The organism is Lactiplantibacillus sp. 30.2.29, assembly GCF_018991255.1.
GTDB classification, from domain to species: Bacteria; Bacillota; Bacilli; order Lactobacillales; family Lactobacillaceae; genus Lactiplantibacillus; species Lactiplantibacillus pentosus.
The window spans coordinates 60,813-81,370 of sequence record NZ_JAGYGU010000013.1 but is presented as its reverse complement, the minus strand read 5'-3'; the positions used below and the strand labels follow the sequence as shown (position 1 = coordinate 81,370).

Sequence of the window (20,558 nt, the reverse complement as noted above, 5' to 3'; positions counted from 1 at the left end):
CTAGTCCGGCTTCCAGGCATTCTGGGCAATGGCCGGAACGTGGTGGACAGATTTAAGCCGACAACCCACGTCTTAAATACTGGTCTTTCACTAACCAAGCAAAAGACACTTGCTAAGTGAAATTTCACCACTGGGCCTTGCCCAGAATACCTTCCAGCCGGGATCCTATTCGAAAGGCAGATATATGCGGACCCAATTTTTAATGGACTGATTGCTGATTCATATCAAACAGTACAGCTGTTATCTAACTGTCAGATTTGTTTTATCTAAAACTTTTTTCTTGATCATTAGGCTATCGTCTAGTCTCATCAGTACAGGAGTGTGTTGATTACTATCCTTTACTTGATATGTTTTCGAATCAGACTAAATATGAACTACTTAATGCTTTGAAATCAGCAATCCTGTCATTTACTAACAAGGTAGTTTCGATTAGATCCGCTCAACAAAATCTTGGCCTGCAAATTCCAGATGAATTTTATTGCCATCATCGATACCAACTCAAAGTTTGTCTGAAGGACCCGTCACCTAGTATTTAGTGGTCAGTTACACCATGTAAGGTGGCCGTTCATCTGCCATTCGAGCGGCTTCCCGACTGTAGGGGCTGGCTGACAATGCTCAAGGGCGAAATTCTTCTTGTCCGGGTGGGTTTCCCGGGCTAGAAGAAGACTCGTATTTGAAATTGCGCAGTGGGTTTCTGCGTGAGTTCAAATCGATGTCCGCCCTGTTCCAGCGTTGTCAGCCGGCCCCGGAAGTCGGACTAGGATGCTCCCGGCTGACAAACACTAAGCTAACTAAACTGGCATCTTTTAATCATGATTCATGACGAACTAACTAGCAAAATGTATAAGCACCGCATCGGTGTTGATTTCGCGATTGATTACCAAAAATCACGGGCTGGTCGTTAAGCATTACTGTATCAAAAAACGGCTTTTCAAGTCGAATTGAAAAACCGTTTCTCTAATAAATTTATCGTTGTGTCTGCTCAGCTTAATTACCGCCAGCACACACATATTTTGTTAGCAAACTTCCAGGCTTACTAATTACTGTTCAGCTAACCAATCATGAGCAGCTTTCAGTGCAGCAGGTAATCCAGCGGGCTTCTTACCACCAGCTTGGGCCAATGTTGGCCGACCACCACCGCCACCACCAACTTGTGGTGCAATGGCTTTGATCAAATCACCGGCTTTGATGCCTGCTTTGACCTTGTCATCACTCACAGCAACTAACAAGTTGACCTTTTCACCGATTACAGTACCCAAAACCAACACGTCTGAATATTGCTTCGTCTTCCAAGTATCAGCTAACTGCCGTAGTTGATCCATGCCAGAAACTTCAACTTGTTGTGCAATCAAGGTGGTGCCATTGACCGTATCGACCTGGTCAAAGACAGCGCCAGCTTGTTGCTTAGCTAAACGACTTTCGAGACTGGCACGTTTTTGTTGTTCGGCCTTCAAGTCGGCTTGCAACTGGCTGATCTTAGTTGGCGTGTCAGCTAACTTAGGCGCCTTGACTTGTGCAGCCACCTGCTTCAAGGTCTGTTCTTCACCAGCCAATAGTTCAAAGGCTTCCTTCGACGTAACGGCTTCAATCCGACGAGTCCCAGCACCAATCCCGGTTTCGGTAACGATCTTGAACAAGCCAAGTTCGCTACTGTTCTTAACGTGGGTCCCACCATCGAATTCAATTGAGTAATCCCCGATTGAAACGACACGGACAATTTTACCGTATTTTTCAGTAAAGACCGCGATAGCGCCCATCTTATGACCCGTTTCTTGGTCGGTTTGGATGGCAGTTACCGGCAAGGCCGCCCAGATTTTATCGTTAACGATTTGTTCAACCTTGGCGAGTTCTTCATCCGTAACTTGGCCAAAATGGGTAAAGTCGAAACGCAGGTAATCAGGTTCAACCAGTGAACCCGCTTGCTTCGTATGTTCACCTAAGACATCGCGCAGCGCTTGATCCAGTAGGTGGGTCGCCGTATGATTTTTCTCGACCTTGTTATGGAAGGCAAGATCAACGTTCAAGGTGTAGGTGGTATCCTTGTGCATTGGCTTCAGGACTTCCACCGTGTGCAAATGTTGCTTGTTAGGCGCATTTTGAACATCCGTCACTTTGGCCACGGTTGTACCGTCAGCATCTAAAATAACCCCGCGGTCAGCAACTTGGCCACCCATTTCGGCGTAAAATGGCGTTTTACTGAAAATCATTTCAGCTTTACCACCGTCAACATGATCGACTAAGGTCTCGTCCACGATAATATCGTTCAACGTCCCCTGCACATCCGTCAATTCATCGTAACCAACATATTCACTCGGCGTCTTGATGTCAATCAACAAACTGCGTTGCACGCCCATTGATTTGGCCCCACTCCGCGCATTACGGGCACGATCACGTTGGGCCTTCATTTCGACTTCGAAGCCGGCTTCATCAACGGCTAAGTCTTCATCGCCAGCGTATTCCTTCGTCAATTCAAATGGGAAACCGTACGTATCATACAGTTTGAAGGCATCCTTACCTGCTAAGGTCGTTTGACCAGCCTGCTTGGTTTCGGCAATCAAATTATTCAGAAGGTTCAACCCATCATTCAAAGTTTCGTTAAACCGCTTTTCTTCACCGGCCACAACTTTTTCGATATAGTCGCTGTTTTTCAACACGTCGGGATAGTGTGAAACCATGATTTTACCGACAATTGGCACTAATTGATCCAGGAAGGCTTCTTTTAAGCCCAGCTTTTGGCCGTGTAAAATGGCCCGCCGAATCAACCGTCGAATGACATAGCCCCGGCCTTCATTAGAAGGTAAGGCGCCATCACTGATGGCGAACGTAATTGCACGCGCATGGTCAGCAATCACCTTGAACGATACGTCGTCCTGGGCATTGTCACCATAATGCTTGCCATCACTTAATTCTTCCGTCTTGTGAATGATTGGCAGGAATAAGTCGGTTTCAAAGTTCGTTTTGGCATTTTGGAAGACCGAAACGACCCGTTCGAGGCCCATCCCCGTATCAATGTTTTTACGTGGTAATGGTTCATAGGTATCTTCTGGCGTGTGGTTAAATTGTGAGAAAACGATGTTCCAAACTTCCAAGTAGCGTTCGTTTTCGCCACCCGGATAGTTTTCAGGATCATCATCAGCTAGATTATTGAAACTTTCACCACGGTCGTAGAAGATTTCTGAATCGGGGCCGGATGGGCCTTGACCAATATCCCAGAAGTTATCTTCAACCTTAATGATATGGTCAGGTTTAACGCCAGTCTCTTCCCAGAACTTAGCCGCATCGGTATCCTTAGGGTAAACCGTCATGTAAAGCTTCTCAGGATCCCAGCCAAACCATTTTGGTGAGGTCAGAAGTTCCCAAGCCCAGCTGATGGCTTCCTTTTTGAAGTAATCACCAACCGAGAAATTACCGAGCATTTCAAATAAAGTGTGATGCCGTGCGGTCCGCCCAACATTTTCGATATCGTTGGTCCGAATACTCTTTTGTGAACTCGTCATCCGCGGATTATCGGGAACAACTGAGCCATCGAAATATTTCTTCATCGTTGCGACCCCAGAGTTGATCCACAATAATGTTGGGTCATCGACTGGAACCAGTGAAGCACTCGGCACGATGGTATGGCCTTTTTCATGGAAAAAGTCGAGATACATTTGCCGAATCTCACTACTACTTAATTTTTTCATCTAATTCTGGCACCCTTTCTTACGCTCCAAATTAAGGCAAAAAAACACCGTTGCTAGCAAAGACGCTGTTAACGCGGTACCACTTTGCTTGCAACGATGTGTTCGTTTACCTCTTAAGCTCATTAACGCTGAGACGCGGACTAGTTTGCTAGTCATTCATTCTTAGGTAGCATCTAACGTCCACCGCACTTTTTCCAGCAGCCAAAGTGTCTCTAGACCGACATGGGCGTTAAATATGTCCTTACTTTGCAAAGTATAGAAAACTTAGCCGACGTTGTCAATACACGCCCACCAATTTCTCTCGACATCGCTGAAAAATCAGCTTAAGATTTACGATCTTTACGGGCCTTTCGAGCAGCGGCGCGTTGTTCGATTCGCCGATCCATCCGTGCTTTATCACTGATTTTCTTGCGAATACGGCGCTTATAGCCTGGTTTGACCTTTTTCTTCGACTTTTTGACGTAACCAATCAACGTTGGATCGAGCTTTTCCTGCTTCGGCCCCCGCTTGGCCCGCCGATTACGGTCATACGAATCAACGATTTCACCATCGCGGATTGCTTTTGGCTTAAACTTAATGCCCATCGCTTCAACCGCACTGACTTTGTCTTCTTCACCAGGGCTATAGAGCGTAATCGCCGTCCCGGCCATGCCATTGCGACCAGTCCGGCCGACCCGGTGAATGAAGAATTCCAGGTCATTCGGAATATCATCATTGATGACGTGCGAAACGCCTTCAATATCGATCCCACGAGCCGCCAAATCGGTCGCCACAACGAACTGATACTTCAATTGTTGGACGTCGCGCATCACGCGCTTACGTTCCCGGGGTTGAATATCACCATGAATCATGGCAACGGTCAGTCCCTGTTGCCGTAAATAATGCGTCAACTCTTGAACCCGTTCCTTGGTATTCGCAAAAATGAGGACCAAGTACGGTTCACCAATCGTCAGTAAGCGGTAAATGATACTATTCTTGTCATGACTCTTCGTTGAAATCAGCCAATTGTCAATCGTTGGACTAATCACGGATTCAACCGGAATTTCTTCCATAACAGGGTTGTTCATGTACTTTTTCAAGAACGGCGTTAGCTTTTGCGGCATCGTGGCTGAAAAGACTAACATTTGTAAATCGGCAGGCATCCGCCCGGCAATTTGATCAACCACGTTCAAGAACCCTAAGTCAAGGGTCATGTCAGCTTCATCGACGACTAACTGCGTGGCCCGGTGCACGTCAAGCGACTGTGAACGCATCAAATCCAAAATCCGACCTGGTGTCCCAATAATCAGTTGGGGTTGGTGCCGGTGTAACTTTTCGATTTGGTCTTGCTTATCTGTCCCACCGACGTACAGTCCGATGTGAATGGCTTTAGGACTGTGCTGAATCAACTGCTTGGCTGCAGCCTGAATCTGGTAAGCTAATTCCCGACTAGGTGTCGTAATAACGGCTTGAACGTAGCGCTCATCCGCATTTAACTGATTGATCATCGGCAACAGGAAGGTATGGGTTTTCCCACTCCCGGTTGCTGATTGCCCAATCACACTGCGTCCAGCGGCAATCACTGGAATCAGCTTTTCTTGCACCGCAGTTGGTTTGCGGAAGTTGATTTCAGTCAACGCCTGCATCAAGAACGGCTGCAATTTAAAATCTTCAAAACTTGCGGTCATAGTTAAACCTCTTTCTCATAATCAGTTGCGACTTGGTCAAGTTCCCGAACCACTGTCTCAATCTCTTGTTGGTCTGCTGCCTTGGCGCCACTGGCCAGCGCGTGGCCCCCACCGTCATGCAGTTTGGCAACGCCATTGATCGACGGCCCCTTTGAACGAAGCCGAATCCGGAAGTTGCCCTCTTTTTGTTGGACGAAAATAGCCCAGCATTTAACGGTATCGATTCGGCCTGGTAGCGGAACGACCCCAGCCGTACTAGCATCGCCAATTTCGAATGATTTTAGAATATCATTGGTTAAAATCACGTAAGCGGCACCGGAATCGAGCTGAGTCAGATGCTCGTAGACATAGGCAGAGAGCCGAGCAACGGGTAAGGTAATCGTATCTTCAATGCGGTTGACCGCTTCGGCATCAGCGCCAGCCTCCATCAATGCAGCAGCTGCCCGCATGGTGCTAGGCTTCGTGGCTGAATATAAGAACCGGCCGGTGTCACCAACGATGCCCGCATAGAGTAGCCGGGCAGCATTGGCGGATAGTGTTAATTCCGTCGTGAACTCGGCGTACCAGTTGTAAATCATCTCACTGGTACTCGAGGCGTCCACGTCGACCCACTGGGGATCGCCAAAAGCGTCATCGTTGGGATGATGGTCAATTTTGACACAGGTTGCCCCGTGATTCCAGAATTCACCATCAACCCGGGGCTGATTAGCCGTATCTAGAACTAAAACTAAGGCATCCTGATAGTCAGCCTCCGTCACTTCGTCCATCTGACCTAGCCAGTCAAAGCCATGGTACTGCTTGCCAGGCGTCAAGACCCGTTTGTCAGGGAAACTAGTGGTAATAATGTCAGCTAATCCAAGCTGGCTCCCAATGGCATCGGGATCTGGGCGTTGATGCCGATGGATAATGATTGTTTTTGCTTGTTTAATTAAGTCTAAAATTGCTGTTTGGACGGTCATATATGAACCTTCTTACTCTCATAATTTACTGGTGGCGAATCAAACTGTCACAGTACTCCAGTATACCGAAGAATGGGCGGCGCGCCAAATAAATTAATTATCATTTGGATATAACGGTAAAGTCAGGTTCTCAAAAGCCAGTGGGGCTAACCCAGTCAACGTGATGCCTAATAGCCGGATGCCAGAGGAAAAGTGTTCATCAACAACGTCCTCAAAAATTTCTTCGGCGTACTGGTCGAACAGTACCGGGTCGTTCGGAATAAATTCAGAAAATGTCCGCCGCTTGGTAATCGTGACAAAATCACCATACCGAAGCTTTAAAACCAGTGTTTTTCCATGCCGTTGATGGGACTGCATGCTAGCCGCAACTAATTTGGCAATTGCCTTAAGATGTGTCGTGACCTCCGCCGTGGACTGTAGGAATGGGCCAAACGTGCGCTCCTTGCCAATCGACTTTCGTTCCCGCAAATATTCCACTGGCCGGTCATCGCTCCCCCGAACGCGCCGATACAAGATGTACCCCAACTTACCAAACTGCTGAATCAAATCTAGCTCCGAGCGTTCATACAAGTCTTGACCAGTCATAATTCCTAAATCATGCATCTTGGGCACTGTCTTTTTACCGACCCCGCGAAATTTTTCGATCGGTTCCCGTAATAAAAATGATTCCGCGTCCTGAGGCAACACGATGGTAACACCAGCTGGTTTCCGGTAATCTGACGCTAATTTTGCGATGAACTTGTTATATGAAATTCCCGTCGAACAAGTCAAATGAGTCTGATGCCAAATTTCTTGTTGTAATTGATGGGCGAGCGCCACCGCACTATGCATTTGTTTCTTATTGACCGTCACATCTAAATAAGCCTCATCAAAAGCGATTGGCTCGATCATATCGGTATACTCATGGAAGATTCGATGAATCTGAGCAGAAACCTCTCGATATAACGGAAAATTAGGCGTCTTAAAAACAGCTTTGGGGCACAATTCCAACGCCTTAGCTGCTGGCATCGCCGAGTGGACGCCAAATTGACGGGCAACGTAATTAGCCGTTGTGACCACCCCACGACCACCAGTCTGACGCGGATCATGTGCAATCACCAATGGTTGTGTCTTATACGCCGGATTTTCCCGTTCTTCAATTGACGCGTAAAACGCATCCATATCCACGTGAATAATTTTCCGACTCGTATCAACCCGAATCGGTGCTTCAATTATCGACTGTGCCACTGGTATCGCCCTCCATCCTTGGTCGTTTATTTGGTTATGTATGTGCCAAAACTCAAAGTTAAGTGCAGCCAGCTTATGCTCACTTGGCAGCACCGCATGTTTGTGCCAGCTTGCATAAGCACCTGATTGTTCCGCTGTGGGGACACCTCTTTGGCCTTAACCACCATCGCTGACCAACAAAACTAGTACTCACTTTTGAAACCTGACAAACTTTCGACTAAGCTAGTCCCTTCATTATACACGAACGTACGTTCAGGCGGGTGCTAAATGTCTCAGAAAAGCAAAAAAATAAGGGCAGCCATTACTGACCACCCTTACCTCATCATACTTATTTAGCTTCAGAATCGCTTGCTTCGTCCGTTGCACTGGCAGCAGATTCAGCTTCGGAAGTTGCTTCAGATTCCGCAGCAGCGCCGGATGCGGGTGCAACCGTCTTAGCTTGTGCATCTTCAGCTGGTGAAATTTTAGCAATTGCATTCAAATCGAATACCAAGTAAATTCCGTCACAGTCTAACGTAACCGTCTTTTCAGTTTCGTTAACTTCATCAACGACCCCGTGTAAACGACCAATCGTTGTGACCTTGTCACCACGTTTGATTTTGTTGAGCATCTGTTGATGTTGTTGTTGCTGTTTCTTTTGTGGACGGATCATGAAGAAGTACAGAAATGCAAACATGACCACGATGAACAAAATTGATGCCATTGATCCCATTTAATATCGCTCCTAATCTTAGTAAAAGTTTGACTATCTTTAACTTTAACAAATTACAGGTTGAAATACCAGTATCGCTAGAAGTTTTTCGGATTTTTCTCGTTAAATCCGTACATTTCAAAGAAGTTCTGCCGGAACTCTAGTAAATTATCGTCCATGATGGCTTGGCGAACCTGTTGCATCAGATGCAATAAGAAATACAGGTTGTGATAACTCGTCAACCGAAGTCCAAAGGTCTCGTCAGCCTTAATCAAGTGTCGGATATATGCCCGTGTGAAGTTACGACAAGTATAGCAATCGCAGTTATCATCCAGTGGCGTAAAGTCGTGAGCGTACGCCGCATTTTTGACAACCAGGCGGCCATGTGACGTCATGCAGGTCCCATTACGCGCAATCCGCGTTGGCAAGACACAGTCGAACATGTCAACCCCACGAATGGCCCCGTCAATCAAGGCATCCGCTGAACCAACGCCCATCAAGTAGCGTGGCTTGTTTTCAGGCAGCAGTGGCGTCGTAAAGTCGAGCACGTGGTTCATTTCGGCTTTGGATTCCCCAACGGATAGACCACCGATGGAATAACCTGGGAAATCCAGGCTGACTAAGTCCTTAGCACTTTGTTCCCGTAGATCCTTGAACCCAGCACCTTGAACGATACCGAATAAGCCTTGGTAATCAGGATGTTGATGAACCTTCAAGCCTCGTTCAGCCCAACGACTCGTCCGGGCGACGGATTTGCTGACATAGTCATAACTTTCGAAAAATGGCGGACACTCGTCCAAGCTCATCATAATGTCGGGGCCAAGATCGTTTTCGATTTGAATCGCTTTTTCAGGTGACAAGAACATCTTGGAGCCATTCAAATGATTCTTGAAATGCACCCCTTCTTCTGTAATATCACGGTTCTTGGCCAGTGAGAAGACTTGGAAGCCCCCTGAATCGGTCAAAATCCCCTTCTTCCAGTTCATAAACTGGTGTAATCCGCCCGCTTCCTTGACGATTTGTTCGCCAGGACGTAGCCAGAGATGGTACGTGTTGGATAAAATCACGCCCGCCCCCATCGCATCCAGTTCTTCGGGTGCAAGGGACTTGACACTTGCCTGAGTCCCGACTGGCATGAACATTGGGGTCGGGAAAGTCCCGTGGGGTGTAATCAATTCACCTAAACGGGCCCCAGTGTGTTTTTCTTTCTTAATCAATCGGTATTTAATTGCCGGTTCCATAGTTGTTCCTCCGTATCAAAATGTTGCTAAACTCAAATAATGATAGCACGAAATCCAGCCGTGAACCAGTCACAACGATCAACAGCAGCCAACCATCTCATGATGAGCGCCCCCATGCAGAGATAAAATAACAGCACTATACTGGCCGTTTCGAAAATTCACAACTCAACTTCGAAACAGCCGTCACAGTGCTGTCACTATCATTTAATCATTGTAATCAGCTGGAACGTGCCGCGTGGTGCACCATTTTGCGGTGTCGCTCACAGACACAACCGCTATCTTAGCAAGTTACACTCACTCACTAGTGAATAAACATCGCATCGCCGAAGCTAAAGAACCGGTACTTCTCGTCAATGGCATGTTGGTAGGCTTTCAAAATCATATCGCGTCCTGTGAACGCCGCCACCAGCATCACTAAGGTTGACTTTGGTAAGTGGAAGTTGGTGATGAAGGCATCCACGACTTTCCATTGATAGCCGGGTTTGATGAAAATATCCGTCCAACCAGAATCTGGCTTAATTTCACCATCAAACTTGCTCCCAATCGTCTCCAAAGTCCGAATCGACGTCGTCCCAGTGGCGATGATCCGACCACCATTTTGGCGAACTTCATTCAACGTCTTCGCAGCGTCTTCGTCCAATCGGTAGAATTCGCTGTGCATCTTGTGATCATCGATATTATCCTCTTCAACTGGTCGGAATGTGCCCAGCCCAACGTGTAGCGTCAAATAAACGAGCTTGACGCCCTTATCTTGGACTTTTTGTAACAATTCTTTTGTCCAATGAAGCCCAGCAGTTGGTGCCGCGGCAGAACCGTTTTCCTTGGCATAAACCGTTTGGTAACGGTCAGGATCATCGAGTTTTTCCTTGATATATGGTGGTAAAGGCGTCTCGCCCAAGCTTTCGAGGATTTCCATGAAGATCCCATCATAGTGGAATTCAATCATCCGAATGCCGTCTTCTTTTTCAGCCGTGACGGTCGCCGTTAACTTACCATCGCCAAATGAAATCACGGTACCGACTTTGGCGCGTTTGGCAGGCTTCATTAGGGTTTCCCATTCATCACCCTCAGTGTTGTGAAGTAAGAGTACTTCAGCATGACCACCGGTTTCAGGCTTAACGCCGTACAAACGAGCTGGCATGACCCGCGAATTGTTCATAACAACCGCGTCGCCAGGATTAAGTTGGTCGATAATATCGTAGAAATGCTTATCTTGCATTTCACCCGTTTTCCGATCCAACTCTAATAACCGTGAACTGTCTCGTTTTTTGATCGGTGTCTGAGCGATTAGTTCGTGTGGTAAATCATAATCAAAATCTTCAAGTGTTAAACTCATGTTGTGACCTCTTATCCTAATTTATTTTGCGGGTATGGGAACCCTAAGTGTTGATAACCCTTGATCGTGACGACCCGACCGCGTTGCGTGCGTTTTAAAAACCCAATCTGTAATAAATAGGGTTCGACAACTTCAGCAATGGTATCCGTTTCTTCACCAATATTGGCCGCAATCGTCGCCAGTCCAACTGGGCCGCCATCGTAATACTCTAGCATCGTCCGTAACAGTTTGTTATCCGTCTCATCTAAACCAGCATCATCGACACGTAAATAAGTCAACGAGCGATCCACGATGGCTTCATCAATAGCGTCCTGATCGGCAACCTCCGCAAAGTCTCGAATCCGTTTGAACAACCGGTTGGCAATCCGTGGCGTTCCACGTGAGCGCCGCGCAATTTCGTGCGCACCAGAAGGCTTGATACTCGTTTGAAAAATGTCAGCTGTTCGCTTCACAATGTCCGTCAGATCAGCAACTTCGTAATAGGCCATATGTTCAACGATTCCAAACCGATCCCGTAACGGCGCGGACAACATTCCAGCACGAGTCGTTGCACCAATCAACGTGAATGGTGGTAACGGAAAGTGGACCGGATGTGCGGTGGGCCCTTGACCGACAACGATGTCGACAAAAAAGTCTTCCATCGCAGAGTACAGCATTTCTTCCACGATTTTAGGCAATCGATGAATCTCATCAATAAATAAGATATCACCAGGTTGTAATTCGTTCAAGAGTGCGACTAAATCACCTGGTTTTTCAATAGCTGGGCCGCTGGTCGTCCGAATATTGACCTGCATTTCATTAGCAATCACCATCGCTAACGTTGTCTTTCCAAGACCGGGCGGGCCATATAGTAGGACGTGGTCTAATGATTCTTCACGCTTACGAGCAGCCTCAATATATACGCTCAACTCATGTTTGACGCGGTCCTGACCAATATACTGGGCTAACGTTTGCGGACGTAGCGATTTTTCTAACGACGCTTCTTCGTCATTGGCCTTATCACCAGATAATAACTTGTCATCGTCCATTCGTTACCCCTCCTATCTACTTCTTCATCAACAATCGTAACCCTTCACTCAACAAGGCATTCGTATCGGATGCGTGAGTTTGGCTGAAGGTTTCTAACTTCTTCGTCACTTTTTTGACGTCCGCTTTGGAGTAGCCGAGTGCTTCCAGTGCAGCCAAGGCATCCGCCAGCGCGCCGTCAACTGCCGGCGCTTCAACATCTAACGCAGTTTGACCCGTCACATCAACGTTCAAGTCATTTAATTTACCTTTTAAATCTAAAACAATTTGTTGGGCGGTCTTCTTGCCGACCCCTGGGAAACTCGTTAAATAAGTCACGTTCTCTTGATTGATGGCTTGAATCAGGCCAGCATGGTCATTATTGGCTAAAATCGCCAAGGCCGACTTTGGGCCAATTCCGGAAACACCGAGTAGCTTCTCGAATAAGGCTTTTTCGTCCGCGTCAAAGAAGCCAAACAGGCTCATGCCATTATCACTCACGGCTTGATGGATATACATTTTAACGTCAGTTTGCCCCACTTGGTAACGGTAAGGATTAGCCGTCAACACCTTGTAACCGATGCCGCTAACTTCAATTACCACATACCCGGGGGTCACATCGGTCACTTGACCGAGAAAATATTCATACACAGGGAAAACTCCTTTAAATAAAACGTATGTTTGCTTGCTAAATTGTACCACATTACACGTTCTAACGTGTAGTATTAGTTGGGTTGATGTGGCTCAACCCACTGGCAGTTCCTCATTTCTGTATTTTACTAGCAATCTAATCGTTAGTGTCCTGACGCTTTGTGCTAATAATTATTTGTCATGAATTATGATTAAAGCATGCCAGTTTTTAAGTTCAAGGGCTACCAGCAGAGGCCCGCTGGAAACAGTGCGAATTAGCGTAAACTTTCAGTTGTAGCTGCGTCCTATTCCGGCTTCCAGACATTTCTGACAACGCTGGAACGCGATGGACACAGATTTAAGCCGACAACCCACGTCTTAAATGCTGGTCTTCCACTAACCAAGCAAAAAACGCTTGCTAAGTGGAATTTCATCGCTGAGCATTGTCAGAAGCGCCTTCCAGCCGGGGATGGTATTCGAAAGGCAGACATGTGCGGACTCAACTTTTTGTTGGATTAGTTGTTGGTTCCTTAGTACACGTTCATTTTGATATTCAACTGTCAGACTGGTTCTAATAATTGCTATACTTTTTACCCATACTTTAAGTCATCTGACCAGTAGCTTGATTGAACTTGTAAGAATCTTCTCTAGTCGTTTTAGATAGCAAAGTCTCGAATTATAAACGAAAGCAATGGTTTTCAGACAATCTTTTCATTACTCTGACGACGTAAAGCATCATCAATATCGACTAAAAGCTTGCTCGAAGGACCTGTCTCCTAATATGCTGTAATCAATTGTACCCAGATAGGTGGCCGTTCATCCGCCATTCGAGCGGGTTCCCGACTGGAGGGGCCGGCTGACAATGCTCAGTAGCCAAATTATTCTTAGTCGGAAGTGGGCTTCTTCCGGCTTAGAATAAGACTCGTATTTGAAATTGCGCAGTGGTTTTCTGCGTGAGTTCAAATCGACGTCGGCTTACGTTCCAGCAATTGTCAGCCGGCCCCGGAAGTCGGAATAAGGCGCGCATCGGCTGACGAACAGTAGGCCAACCAACTGGCATGTTTTAATCATAATTCACGACAGCTCAACTCACACAATCTATTTTCGCACCCTTACACCATGCATAAATGCTTGCCGGCATTCGGTCATCGTGCTATGCTCAGAACCTTAGGAGGAATTATCGATATGCAAATCAAGCCATTTACGGCGCTATTGCCGACCGCATCCGGTCTAACTAAAATTCAAACCGCTACCACTGACTGGAACGCTGATGATCAGCACGTTCAACCTGGTGAAAGCTATTACTGGTATGAATTGACGCACAATGGTATTCACCAGTGGCGGTTAATCGCAAGCTGGCCAGTTGACCAAACAGTGACAACAATGGTGCCCGGTACCATCAATACCGTCCTGTACCAGCAACAACCAGTTATCGAGATGCTCATTGATGACTGGGTCGGTCATTTCGCACCAGTTGTTGAAGTCACCGACCCCCAAAACGTGACGCACCGGTTGTGGCAGATTACCGAGTCCGAAGTGAACGCTGACATTACCGCTGCAATGGCCCCAGTCACACCACAAAAGACCTGGTTGACCACAGTGAGCACGCCGCTCGTCATGTTGGTGGCGACCACGGAATGGCAGAAATTCCCAGAGGCACCCACAATCCCTGAGCAGCTAATTGCGATGGCAACCGCTTAAGTTATCTTAGCCACGATTCGCTTCATTTATCCAAATACAACTGGCCTAAGTATCTTTGACTGGGCCACCTGAACGGCCTGCGCTGGAATCTTGCTGAATTCCAGCGCAGGCCGTTTTTATGAATTCTCGTCGCAATCCATCATTCAATCAATAAATCCCCCAAAAATAAAAGAGTGGGTGGCTACCCAACACACTGTTCAAAACATGTGTCAGTCATGCCACCCACTTGCTTAAATTACAAAATTAATTATTCACGCATTCGTGGTCGTCGCCGTACCCACAGCCAGACGCTGCCAATCAGCCACAACAGGCCTGCAACTAGACTCAACCAGGCTCCTAGCTTCAGCCCGGGTGTGCGATAAGTGAGTTCGATGCGATGACTGCCAGCCGACAACCGCGCGCCGACAAACCCTTTATTGACAACTTGGGTCTGCACTAAGCGACCGTCAACACGTAACTGCCAACCAGTCGAATATGGAATCGACGTGGTTAGTACGGTCGCGTGCTTAGTCATTGTCGTCCCCGTAATGCGATTGTTCGTCACACACTGATGCTTCAACCCACTTTTCTGTAAGCGGCGCGTCTCTCGATGCGTCGTCTTACCAAGTGGTACCGCCACTAATTTGGCAGATTTAAAACGCAAACTCCGAATGCTCGTGAAGTTTAATGTGATCAGTTGACGGGCATGCTTGCTGTAGCCCAGGTTGATGACTGCCGAAGTCCGTGGTTCATAATCAGACATATTGGTCGTTCCCAGCTGACTAAAAGTCGTTTGGTTGTCGGTCGTTTGAGCGGTCAGCGAATAGCCACTGGCACTCAAATTCCCCTTGAGGCCATCACGCAAATCGTTGAGTCGATCCACTTTGCTATAGGGCCGCGACGTAAAGACGGTCGTATTTTGACTCGTCTTCAACGCGTGTTTGATTGATGAACGCCGGTAGCTAATCCCATCAAGGACCAAGTACAATTCCATGTTGCGATAACGCTTGGGATGTTTGATTGTCAATTGGTACGGAAGCTGATGGCCCTGAACGTCACTAACCATGTGCGTCAGACCCTTGGCGTTATCTTCTTGATTTTTCTGAACCAGCTTTTGATTGGCCGCAATCAGATTCAGTAACCGATTAGATGGCTTCGTTAACCCAGTCGCAGGTGTCAAACTTTCCCGCTGTTCCGGTGTCAGCGTAATCGTATCAGCGGGCAACTTGGTCAACGCGTTATTGGAAGACCCCGTTGCATGCTGATTCCGATAAATGACGACTTTGTCCAACGTATCCAAGACATTGGTCGTATCCGCCTGAACGGTGTAATCGACCGTTTTGCCGCTCACAGTTGGGTTGACCGATTTCACGCCGGTTGCATGGGTCGTCGTAACGGCACCCTGAAGCATCGCCTGTTCACGGTCAACGGCACTGAGCTGGTCAAAGGCGTGCTGGCTGATTTGACGCCGTTGCGTATAAACTAATGGCAAGGCATTCTTGGACTTCAATAAAATCGTCCCTGTATGATTACTCATGCCATAAATAAATTTATCTGCAAAAATCTTCGGCTCACCAGTCTTCATTTTAACGACTTCGTAACCAGCTGGTAGCGCCTGCTTCTTCAGCTGATCTTCACGGGAAAACAGATACTTGACGCCCAACAAATTGTACATCGTCGTGCGGCCATCCAGTGACCCTAATGGTGAATTCATGGCATATTCCGAATTGCCTAGCGCTTGGCTGAAGGCGCCAACGTAGCCATTTTGTACTGAGAAATAGGAGCCAACCGTGTGCGTGCCCAAGACCGTCGGCACGTCGCTTTCAGCGGAACGCATCGTGTAATAATTAGGTGCGAGTGCCGTGCGATAAAACTGACCACTCGTTGACAGTCCCTTTTGTGCACCATCGAAGTAATTTTTGACCCACTTCATCGCGGCTCCCTGCCGCAATTGCTCGGTACTGTTAGAATTCGTGTTGATACTCAACCATCCGAGCCCATTGTTCGCGAGGTTTAACGTCACGACGCCAAGCAAGAGCACGTAAAATTGCCGTTTGGACAAATTCAACGCGCGATACGCCAGCAGCACCCCGATTAGCGCCAGTAGAATCAAGTAGGTCGCAATGTCATGTTTACGAATATTGAGATAAAAGCCATTGATCAGCCAGATCAGAATCAGTAAACCACCACTGACACCCGCCAACCATTTTAAATCCGTCGCAGTTAGGTCAGTCACCTGATCCATAAAGGCCATCGTCGCGTATGCAAACACCAGCGTCGCCATTAACAACCAGCGATTCGATGGCGTGGAAAAGACGTTGAAGACCGCGGCAAACTGTGGCAACAGAATGCCGACCATCATTGCCAAAATAACCCAGTTCAGTACCCAATAACGTTTGAAATGCCGCAATGTATAAATGACCGCAATAAAGCTGATGCTGCTCAGCCCTAATGTGACCCAGTACTGCACGCTACCACCGTTGGTCAGGAGCCGATTAGGCAAATTAACATAATAATTAATCGGATAACTCGTGAGGCCGTTGGCAAAGTTAAAACTGGCGCGAGTCGCATTCAGCATCGCTAATAAGGTCGGCACCAGTAGCACCCCGGCCATCGCAACGCCGAGCGTCACTGCGACCAGCAATCGCCAAAATAATTGCCAAAACGAGCGCATCACTAATTTAGCCCGTCGCCGTGACCAAAAACGAACTAACGCGTAAATCATACCGCCGAGTGCTAGTAAGTATGCAAAATAAAAATTGCTCAAAATGACCACGGCGGTAATCAAACTGAGTGGCAACCAGTGTCGTCCCCGCAGGACGCGTTCAATGGCCCAGCAGAGCAACGGAAACCAAATCATTGGTAATAAAAAGAACGGATGGTGCATGCCCACGTAGAACGTATACGCCGTAAACGTATACGTCAGTGCGCCGACAAGTTGGCTGACTTTTTTGAAATTAAACTGGCGACTAAAACCTAGAAACGCCAGGCCAACAAAATACAGTCGCAACAAAATCAAGGCTTGGTACGCCCATTCTAGGTGAGACGGCGATACCAACGCCACTAAATAATTGAACGGATCGCCGACGACATAGTAAGCAAATGTCGTTAATTGGTCGGCCCCCAAGCCGAGATTCCACGACCAGCTAAATAATTGCTGGGGGTGGTGTTGTAAGATTCGTTGAAATTCCAACAAAATTGGGAAGTGTTGGGCAATCCCATCTACTTCCCAAATCAGCGTTCGGCCTGCTAAAAAAAGCCCGCTGTAGGTTATCATGGCAATCACCACAAACATCGCAGTATACCAGACGGCTAGTGGTATTTTTCGTGCTATCTTCAAATCAGGTTCCCCTATCTTGTCATTACGTTGTAATCGTAATCCCCATATTTTGCCGTTAAGAACAATGCTCTTATTTTACCATGAACCCATCTTGACTGTGGCGATGCCTTAAAATCTTAATAAAATTCATGGCTGGTTGACACCTGCGACAGGCAATCATTGAATTGCTCAATTAAAGGTTTCAAGTGAAGGTTTCAAGCGAAGCGCCCACTCACAATCACGCCCGAGCATCCGTTTTACCGCCAGTCCCAATTGTCTAGCGTTTCAATCGTGGTGGTCGGTGGATAGCTTTCAAATAGGCGGACCAACAGCTGTAGCGCTTCAGTTGCATTATCAATCTGGTGACTGATAACGGCGATTTCGGTCGCATCATGCTGTTCCGTCGCCATTTCAAAGGCAGCGACTTGTTCATACAAATCTAAAACGATGCCTTTGGCTTTTGCAGCACTTGGATGCGCGTTTAATTGCCAAAGTGTCGGCCGCGCAGCGATAAAAGGCGCCGATGCTTCTGGCAAATCCGCTAAAAAACAATAGGCAGAATAGGTCTGCCGATAATATAATTTCGTCATATCCATCATATCAACTCCCATTTCATCATCGTTGCTCACTGACGGGTGGCTGAGCCAACGACTTTTTTACCATCATAGCGAATCATTTAGGCCCTTTCAGTGACGCGTGACAACCCGTCTCTCAATTGTGGCTATCTTCACTGCCTATACGTCAAAATCGGCTTGGATTCATCCATACCAATCAGACCAATTGCGTGCGGGTCACTTCACATCCCATACCTAATCGTTATCACGCGTTAAGCACCGCGGTGGACCATTTAATCGTGATCACTAGACCAAACTGGACTTGCCAAGAAAGCTCTAGTCGCAGAGTTCTGGCAAGTCCAGTTTAGTTGATCAATACTTGACGTTGTTATCTTGAAATCCGCTCAAGTCAGAACGCGATTAGTCGCGCGCTTCATGGCTATCTTGAATCCGTTTGAACATCCGCTCCATGTCAGAATTCGTGAAGTGAACGGTGACCGGACGACCATGGGGGCAATTAAATGGATTCTCACAGGTCGGCAACTTTTCAAGTAAGGCCCGTGCCTGTTGGTCATCCAGATGATGATTGGCTTTGATCGCGCGTTTACACGACATCATAATGGCCGTTTTTTCTCGGAATTGGGCCACCGTCAACTTATCATCTTGTAGGATCCAATCAATCATTTCTCGAATCGTATCCTCTTCTTGACCGGCTTTAAACCAGGTCGGATGGGCATGGACGATAAAGCTGTTACCGCCAAACGATTCCAAATGCAGCCCTAATTCTGCCAACAACGGCAACTTTTCCTTGATTTTCAGGACATCACTGGTGGGATAATCGAGAATAATTGGCACCAACAGATTTTGCTGGTCAGCACTCACCTCACCAATGGCTTGACGATAATATTCATAATTGATACGTTCTTGAGCGGCATGTTGGTCCAAGATATACATGCCATCGTCCGCTTCAGCCAGCAAATAAGTGCCGTGCATTTGCCCCAAGTAACGTAATTGTGGAAAACGTTCTGTTCCGGGCGCCTCACTCGTTGGTGCGGGTGCGGTCGAATCGGCCACTTCAGGCTCAGCGGTCTTACCAAAGGGCTGTGCAGCCGCTTCAGATTGGTACCGCTGGTCAAAAGCTTGGACAGACGGTGTTGCTAGCTCATCAGCCCGACTAATCATGATTGGTTCAGCGGAGGTTGAAGCTGATTCAGTCTCGACCGCTGAAGTCGCGGCTTCAGACGGAACATCCGATGCGACTGGCACACTAATCGTTGCTGCTGAAGTCGAGGTGGCCGTCGTTGCGGCCGCAATTGAAGCCGCAAATTGTTCAGCTGAAGCCGAAGTGGCCGCACTAGCTTTCAATTTGGGCGTCGCAACTTGATATTGTGAAGACGCGGCGTTTAAGTCCATCGCCAATTGATCTGTCTTGAGATGCTCACGGCGGTGGCTACCCAGGTTGGTCAAGGCGGAAGGAATCAAATTGACATCCACCAGTCGCGCCGTAATCGTTTCACTGATCAACTTCGACAACTCTGGTTCCTTGCTTAACCGCACTTCCTGCTTTGTCGGATGAACGTTGACATCGACTAGTAACGGATCCATGGTTAATGCAATCACCGCGATCGGATAGCGACCTACCATCAACTTTGAGCCGTAACCCTTGATAACTGCTTTGGTCAACTGCTGATTTTTGATAGCCCGCCCATTAATGAGCACCGTGATATATTGGCGATTGGCACGCGTCAATTCCGGTAACGCGACAAAACCAGCTAGCTTGAAATCTGGCGTTTCACCAGCAATTGCCACCATCTTACGGGCATTCTGTACACCATAGATGCCGGCAATCACTTGTTGTAGGTCACCGCGCCCCGCCGTTTTTAGGAGCTCCTTGGCATTGTGCACGAGTCGAAACGCAACGCTCGGATAACTCAGTGCAATCCGGTTGACCACGTCTAAAATATTGGCCAGTTCCGTCTGGGGCGACTTTAAATATTTCAGGCGGGCCGGTGTGTTGAAAAACAAATCGGTCACGGTAATATCCGTCCCCTGTCGCAGCGGTGCTGGGGCCTGTTGCAACAATTTGCCACCGCGGTAGTGAATACTTGTCCCAGTCGTGCCGGTACTGGTATTCATCACCACGTCCGCGACTGACGCGATACTTGGCAAGGCTTCACCTCGAAATCCTAGCGAATGCACGCGAAACAAATTTTCACGCGAGGTGATTTTGCTGGTGGCATGCCGTTTAAAGGCCGTCAACACTTCTGAATCATCAATCCCATCACCATCATCAATCACCCGAATCGACTGGACCCCCGACTCTTGGACTAAAATATCCACTTGGGTGGCGTGGGCATCGACGGCATTTTCAACTAGTTCTTTTACGACCGAGGCAGGCCGCTCCACAACTTCACCCGCAGCGATTTGATCCGCTAACACGGAAGATAATTCATGAATTTTTCCCATTACCATCGGTCCTTTCTGCTTGATTTAATACTGGTGCTGTTCACGACAAAAGCGTTCGCCGCCGATTAGCCAGTAGCTGCAACCTGCCGACGAGCTCAGC

General features: G+C 47.6%; 13 protein-coding genes. 1 reads left to right on the top strand and 12 read right to left on the bottom strand.

Going from position 1 to position 20,558, the window contains the following annotated elements:
• Positions 1-1,040 precede the first annotated feature (1,040 nt).
• The 9 genes from alaS to ruvA form a co-directional block, all read right to left on the bottom strand.
• Complete coding sequence (gene alaS / locus KGF65_RS08870; RefSeq protein WP_101873243.1) at positions 1,041-3,683, bottom strand: alanine--tRNA ligase; 2,643 nt, start codon at positions 3,681-3,683, stop codon at positions 1,041-1,043.
• Between the two features lie 323 nt (positions 3,684-4,006).
• Complete coding sequence (locus KGF65_RS08865; protein WP_088771063.1) at positions 4,007-5,350, bottom strand: DEAD/DEAH box helicase; 1,344 nt, start codon at positions 5,348-5,350, stop codon at positions 4,007-4,009.
• Positions 5,351-5,352: 2 nt separating this feature from the next.
• Positions 5,353-6,309 (bottom strand): bifunctional oligoribonuclease/PAP phosphatase NrnA, encoded by a 957-nt coding sequence (locus tag KGF65_RS08860; RefSeq protein ID WP_050339338.1) that lies wholly within the window; start codon positions 6,307-6,309, stop codon positions 5,353-5,355.
• A gap of 93 nt (positions 6,310-6,402) precedes the next feature.
• Positions 6,403-7,536, bottom strand: a complete 1,134-nt coding sequence (dinB, locus tag KGF65_RS08855; RefSeq protein ID WP_088771061.1) for a DNA polymerase IV — start codon at positions 7,534-7,536, stop codon at positions 6,403-6,405.
• 328 nt (positions 7,537-7,864) lie between these two features.
• Positions 7,865-8,248 carry a preprotein translocase subunit YajC gene (gene yajC / locus KGF65_RS08850; RefSeq protein WP_050339340.1) on the bottom strand — a complete coding sequence of 128 codons (384 nt, stop codon included), beginning with the start codon at positions 8,246-8,248 and terminating at the stop codon, positions 7,865-7,867.
• Positions 8,249-8,325: 77 nt separating this feature from the next.
• Positions 8,326-9,468: a tRNA guanosine(34) transglycosylase Tgt gene (tgt, locus tag KGF65_RS08845; protein ID WP_003639158.1), complete on the bottom strand. Its 1,143-nt coding sequence runs from the start codon at positions 9,466-9,468 to the stop codon at positions 8,326-8,328.
• 301 nt (positions 9,469-9,769) lie between these two features.
• The gene (gene queA, locus KGF65_RS08840) at positions 9,770-10,804 is read right to left on the bottom strand and encodes a tRNA preQ1(34) S-adenosylmethionine ribosyltransferase-isomerase QueA (protein ID WP_003639159.1); all 1,035 of its coding nucleotides are present in this window, start codon (positions 10,802-10,804) and stop codon (positions 9,770-9,772) included.
• 11 nt (positions 10,805-10,815) lie between these two features.
• Entirely contained in the window at positions 10,816-11,832 is a 1,017-nt protein-coding gene (ruvB, locus tag KGF65_RS08835) for a Holliday junction branch migration DNA helicase RuvB (RefSeq protein WP_088771060.1), read from the bottom strand.
• Between the two features lie 16 nt (positions 11,833-11,848).
• Entirely contained in the window at positions 11,849-12,460 is a 612-nt protein-coding gene (ruvA, locus tag KGF65_RS08830) for a Holliday junction branch migration protein RuvA (protein ID WP_216748354.1), read from the bottom strand.
• Between the two features lie 1,164 nt (positions 12,461-13,624).
• On the opposite strand from ruvA, the gene KGF65_RS08825 reads away from it, so the two are divergent.
• Positions 13,625-14,140 carry a DUF1015 family protein gene (locus tag KGF65_RS08825; protein ID WP_050339343.1) on the top strand — a complete coding sequence of 172 codons (516 nt, stop codon included), beginning with the start codon at positions 13,625-13,627 and terminating at the stop codon, positions 14,138-14,140.
• A 247-nt stretch (positions 14,141-14,387) separates the two neighbouring features.
• Here KGF65_RS08825 and KGF65_RS08820 read toward each other — a convergent pair whose 3' ends face one another.
• The 3 genes from KGF65_RS08820 to mutL form a co-directional block, all read right to left on the bottom strand.
• Positions 14,388-17,459 (bottom strand): YfhO family protein, encoded by a 3,072-nt coding sequence (locus tag KGF65_RS08820; RefSeq protein WP_216770656.1) that lies wholly within the window; start codon positions 17,457-17,459, stop codon positions 14,388-14,390.
• Positions 17,460-17,695: 236 nt separating this feature from the next.
• On the bottom strand, positions 17,696-18,034 hold the full coding sequence (locus KGF65_RS08815; protein WP_050339345.1) for a hypothetical protein: 339 nt from the start codon (positions 18,032-18,034) through the stop codon (positions 17,696-17,698).
• A 378-nt stretch (positions 18,035-18,412) separates the two neighbouring features.
• On the bottom strand, positions 18,413-20,458 hold the full coding sequence (gene mutL, locus KGF65_RS08810) for a DNA mismatch repair endonuclease MutL (RefSeq protein ID WP_216748356.1): 2,046 nt from the start codon (positions 20,456-20,458) through the stop codon (positions 18,413-18,415).
• Positions 20,459-20,558 lie beyond the last annotated feature (100 nt).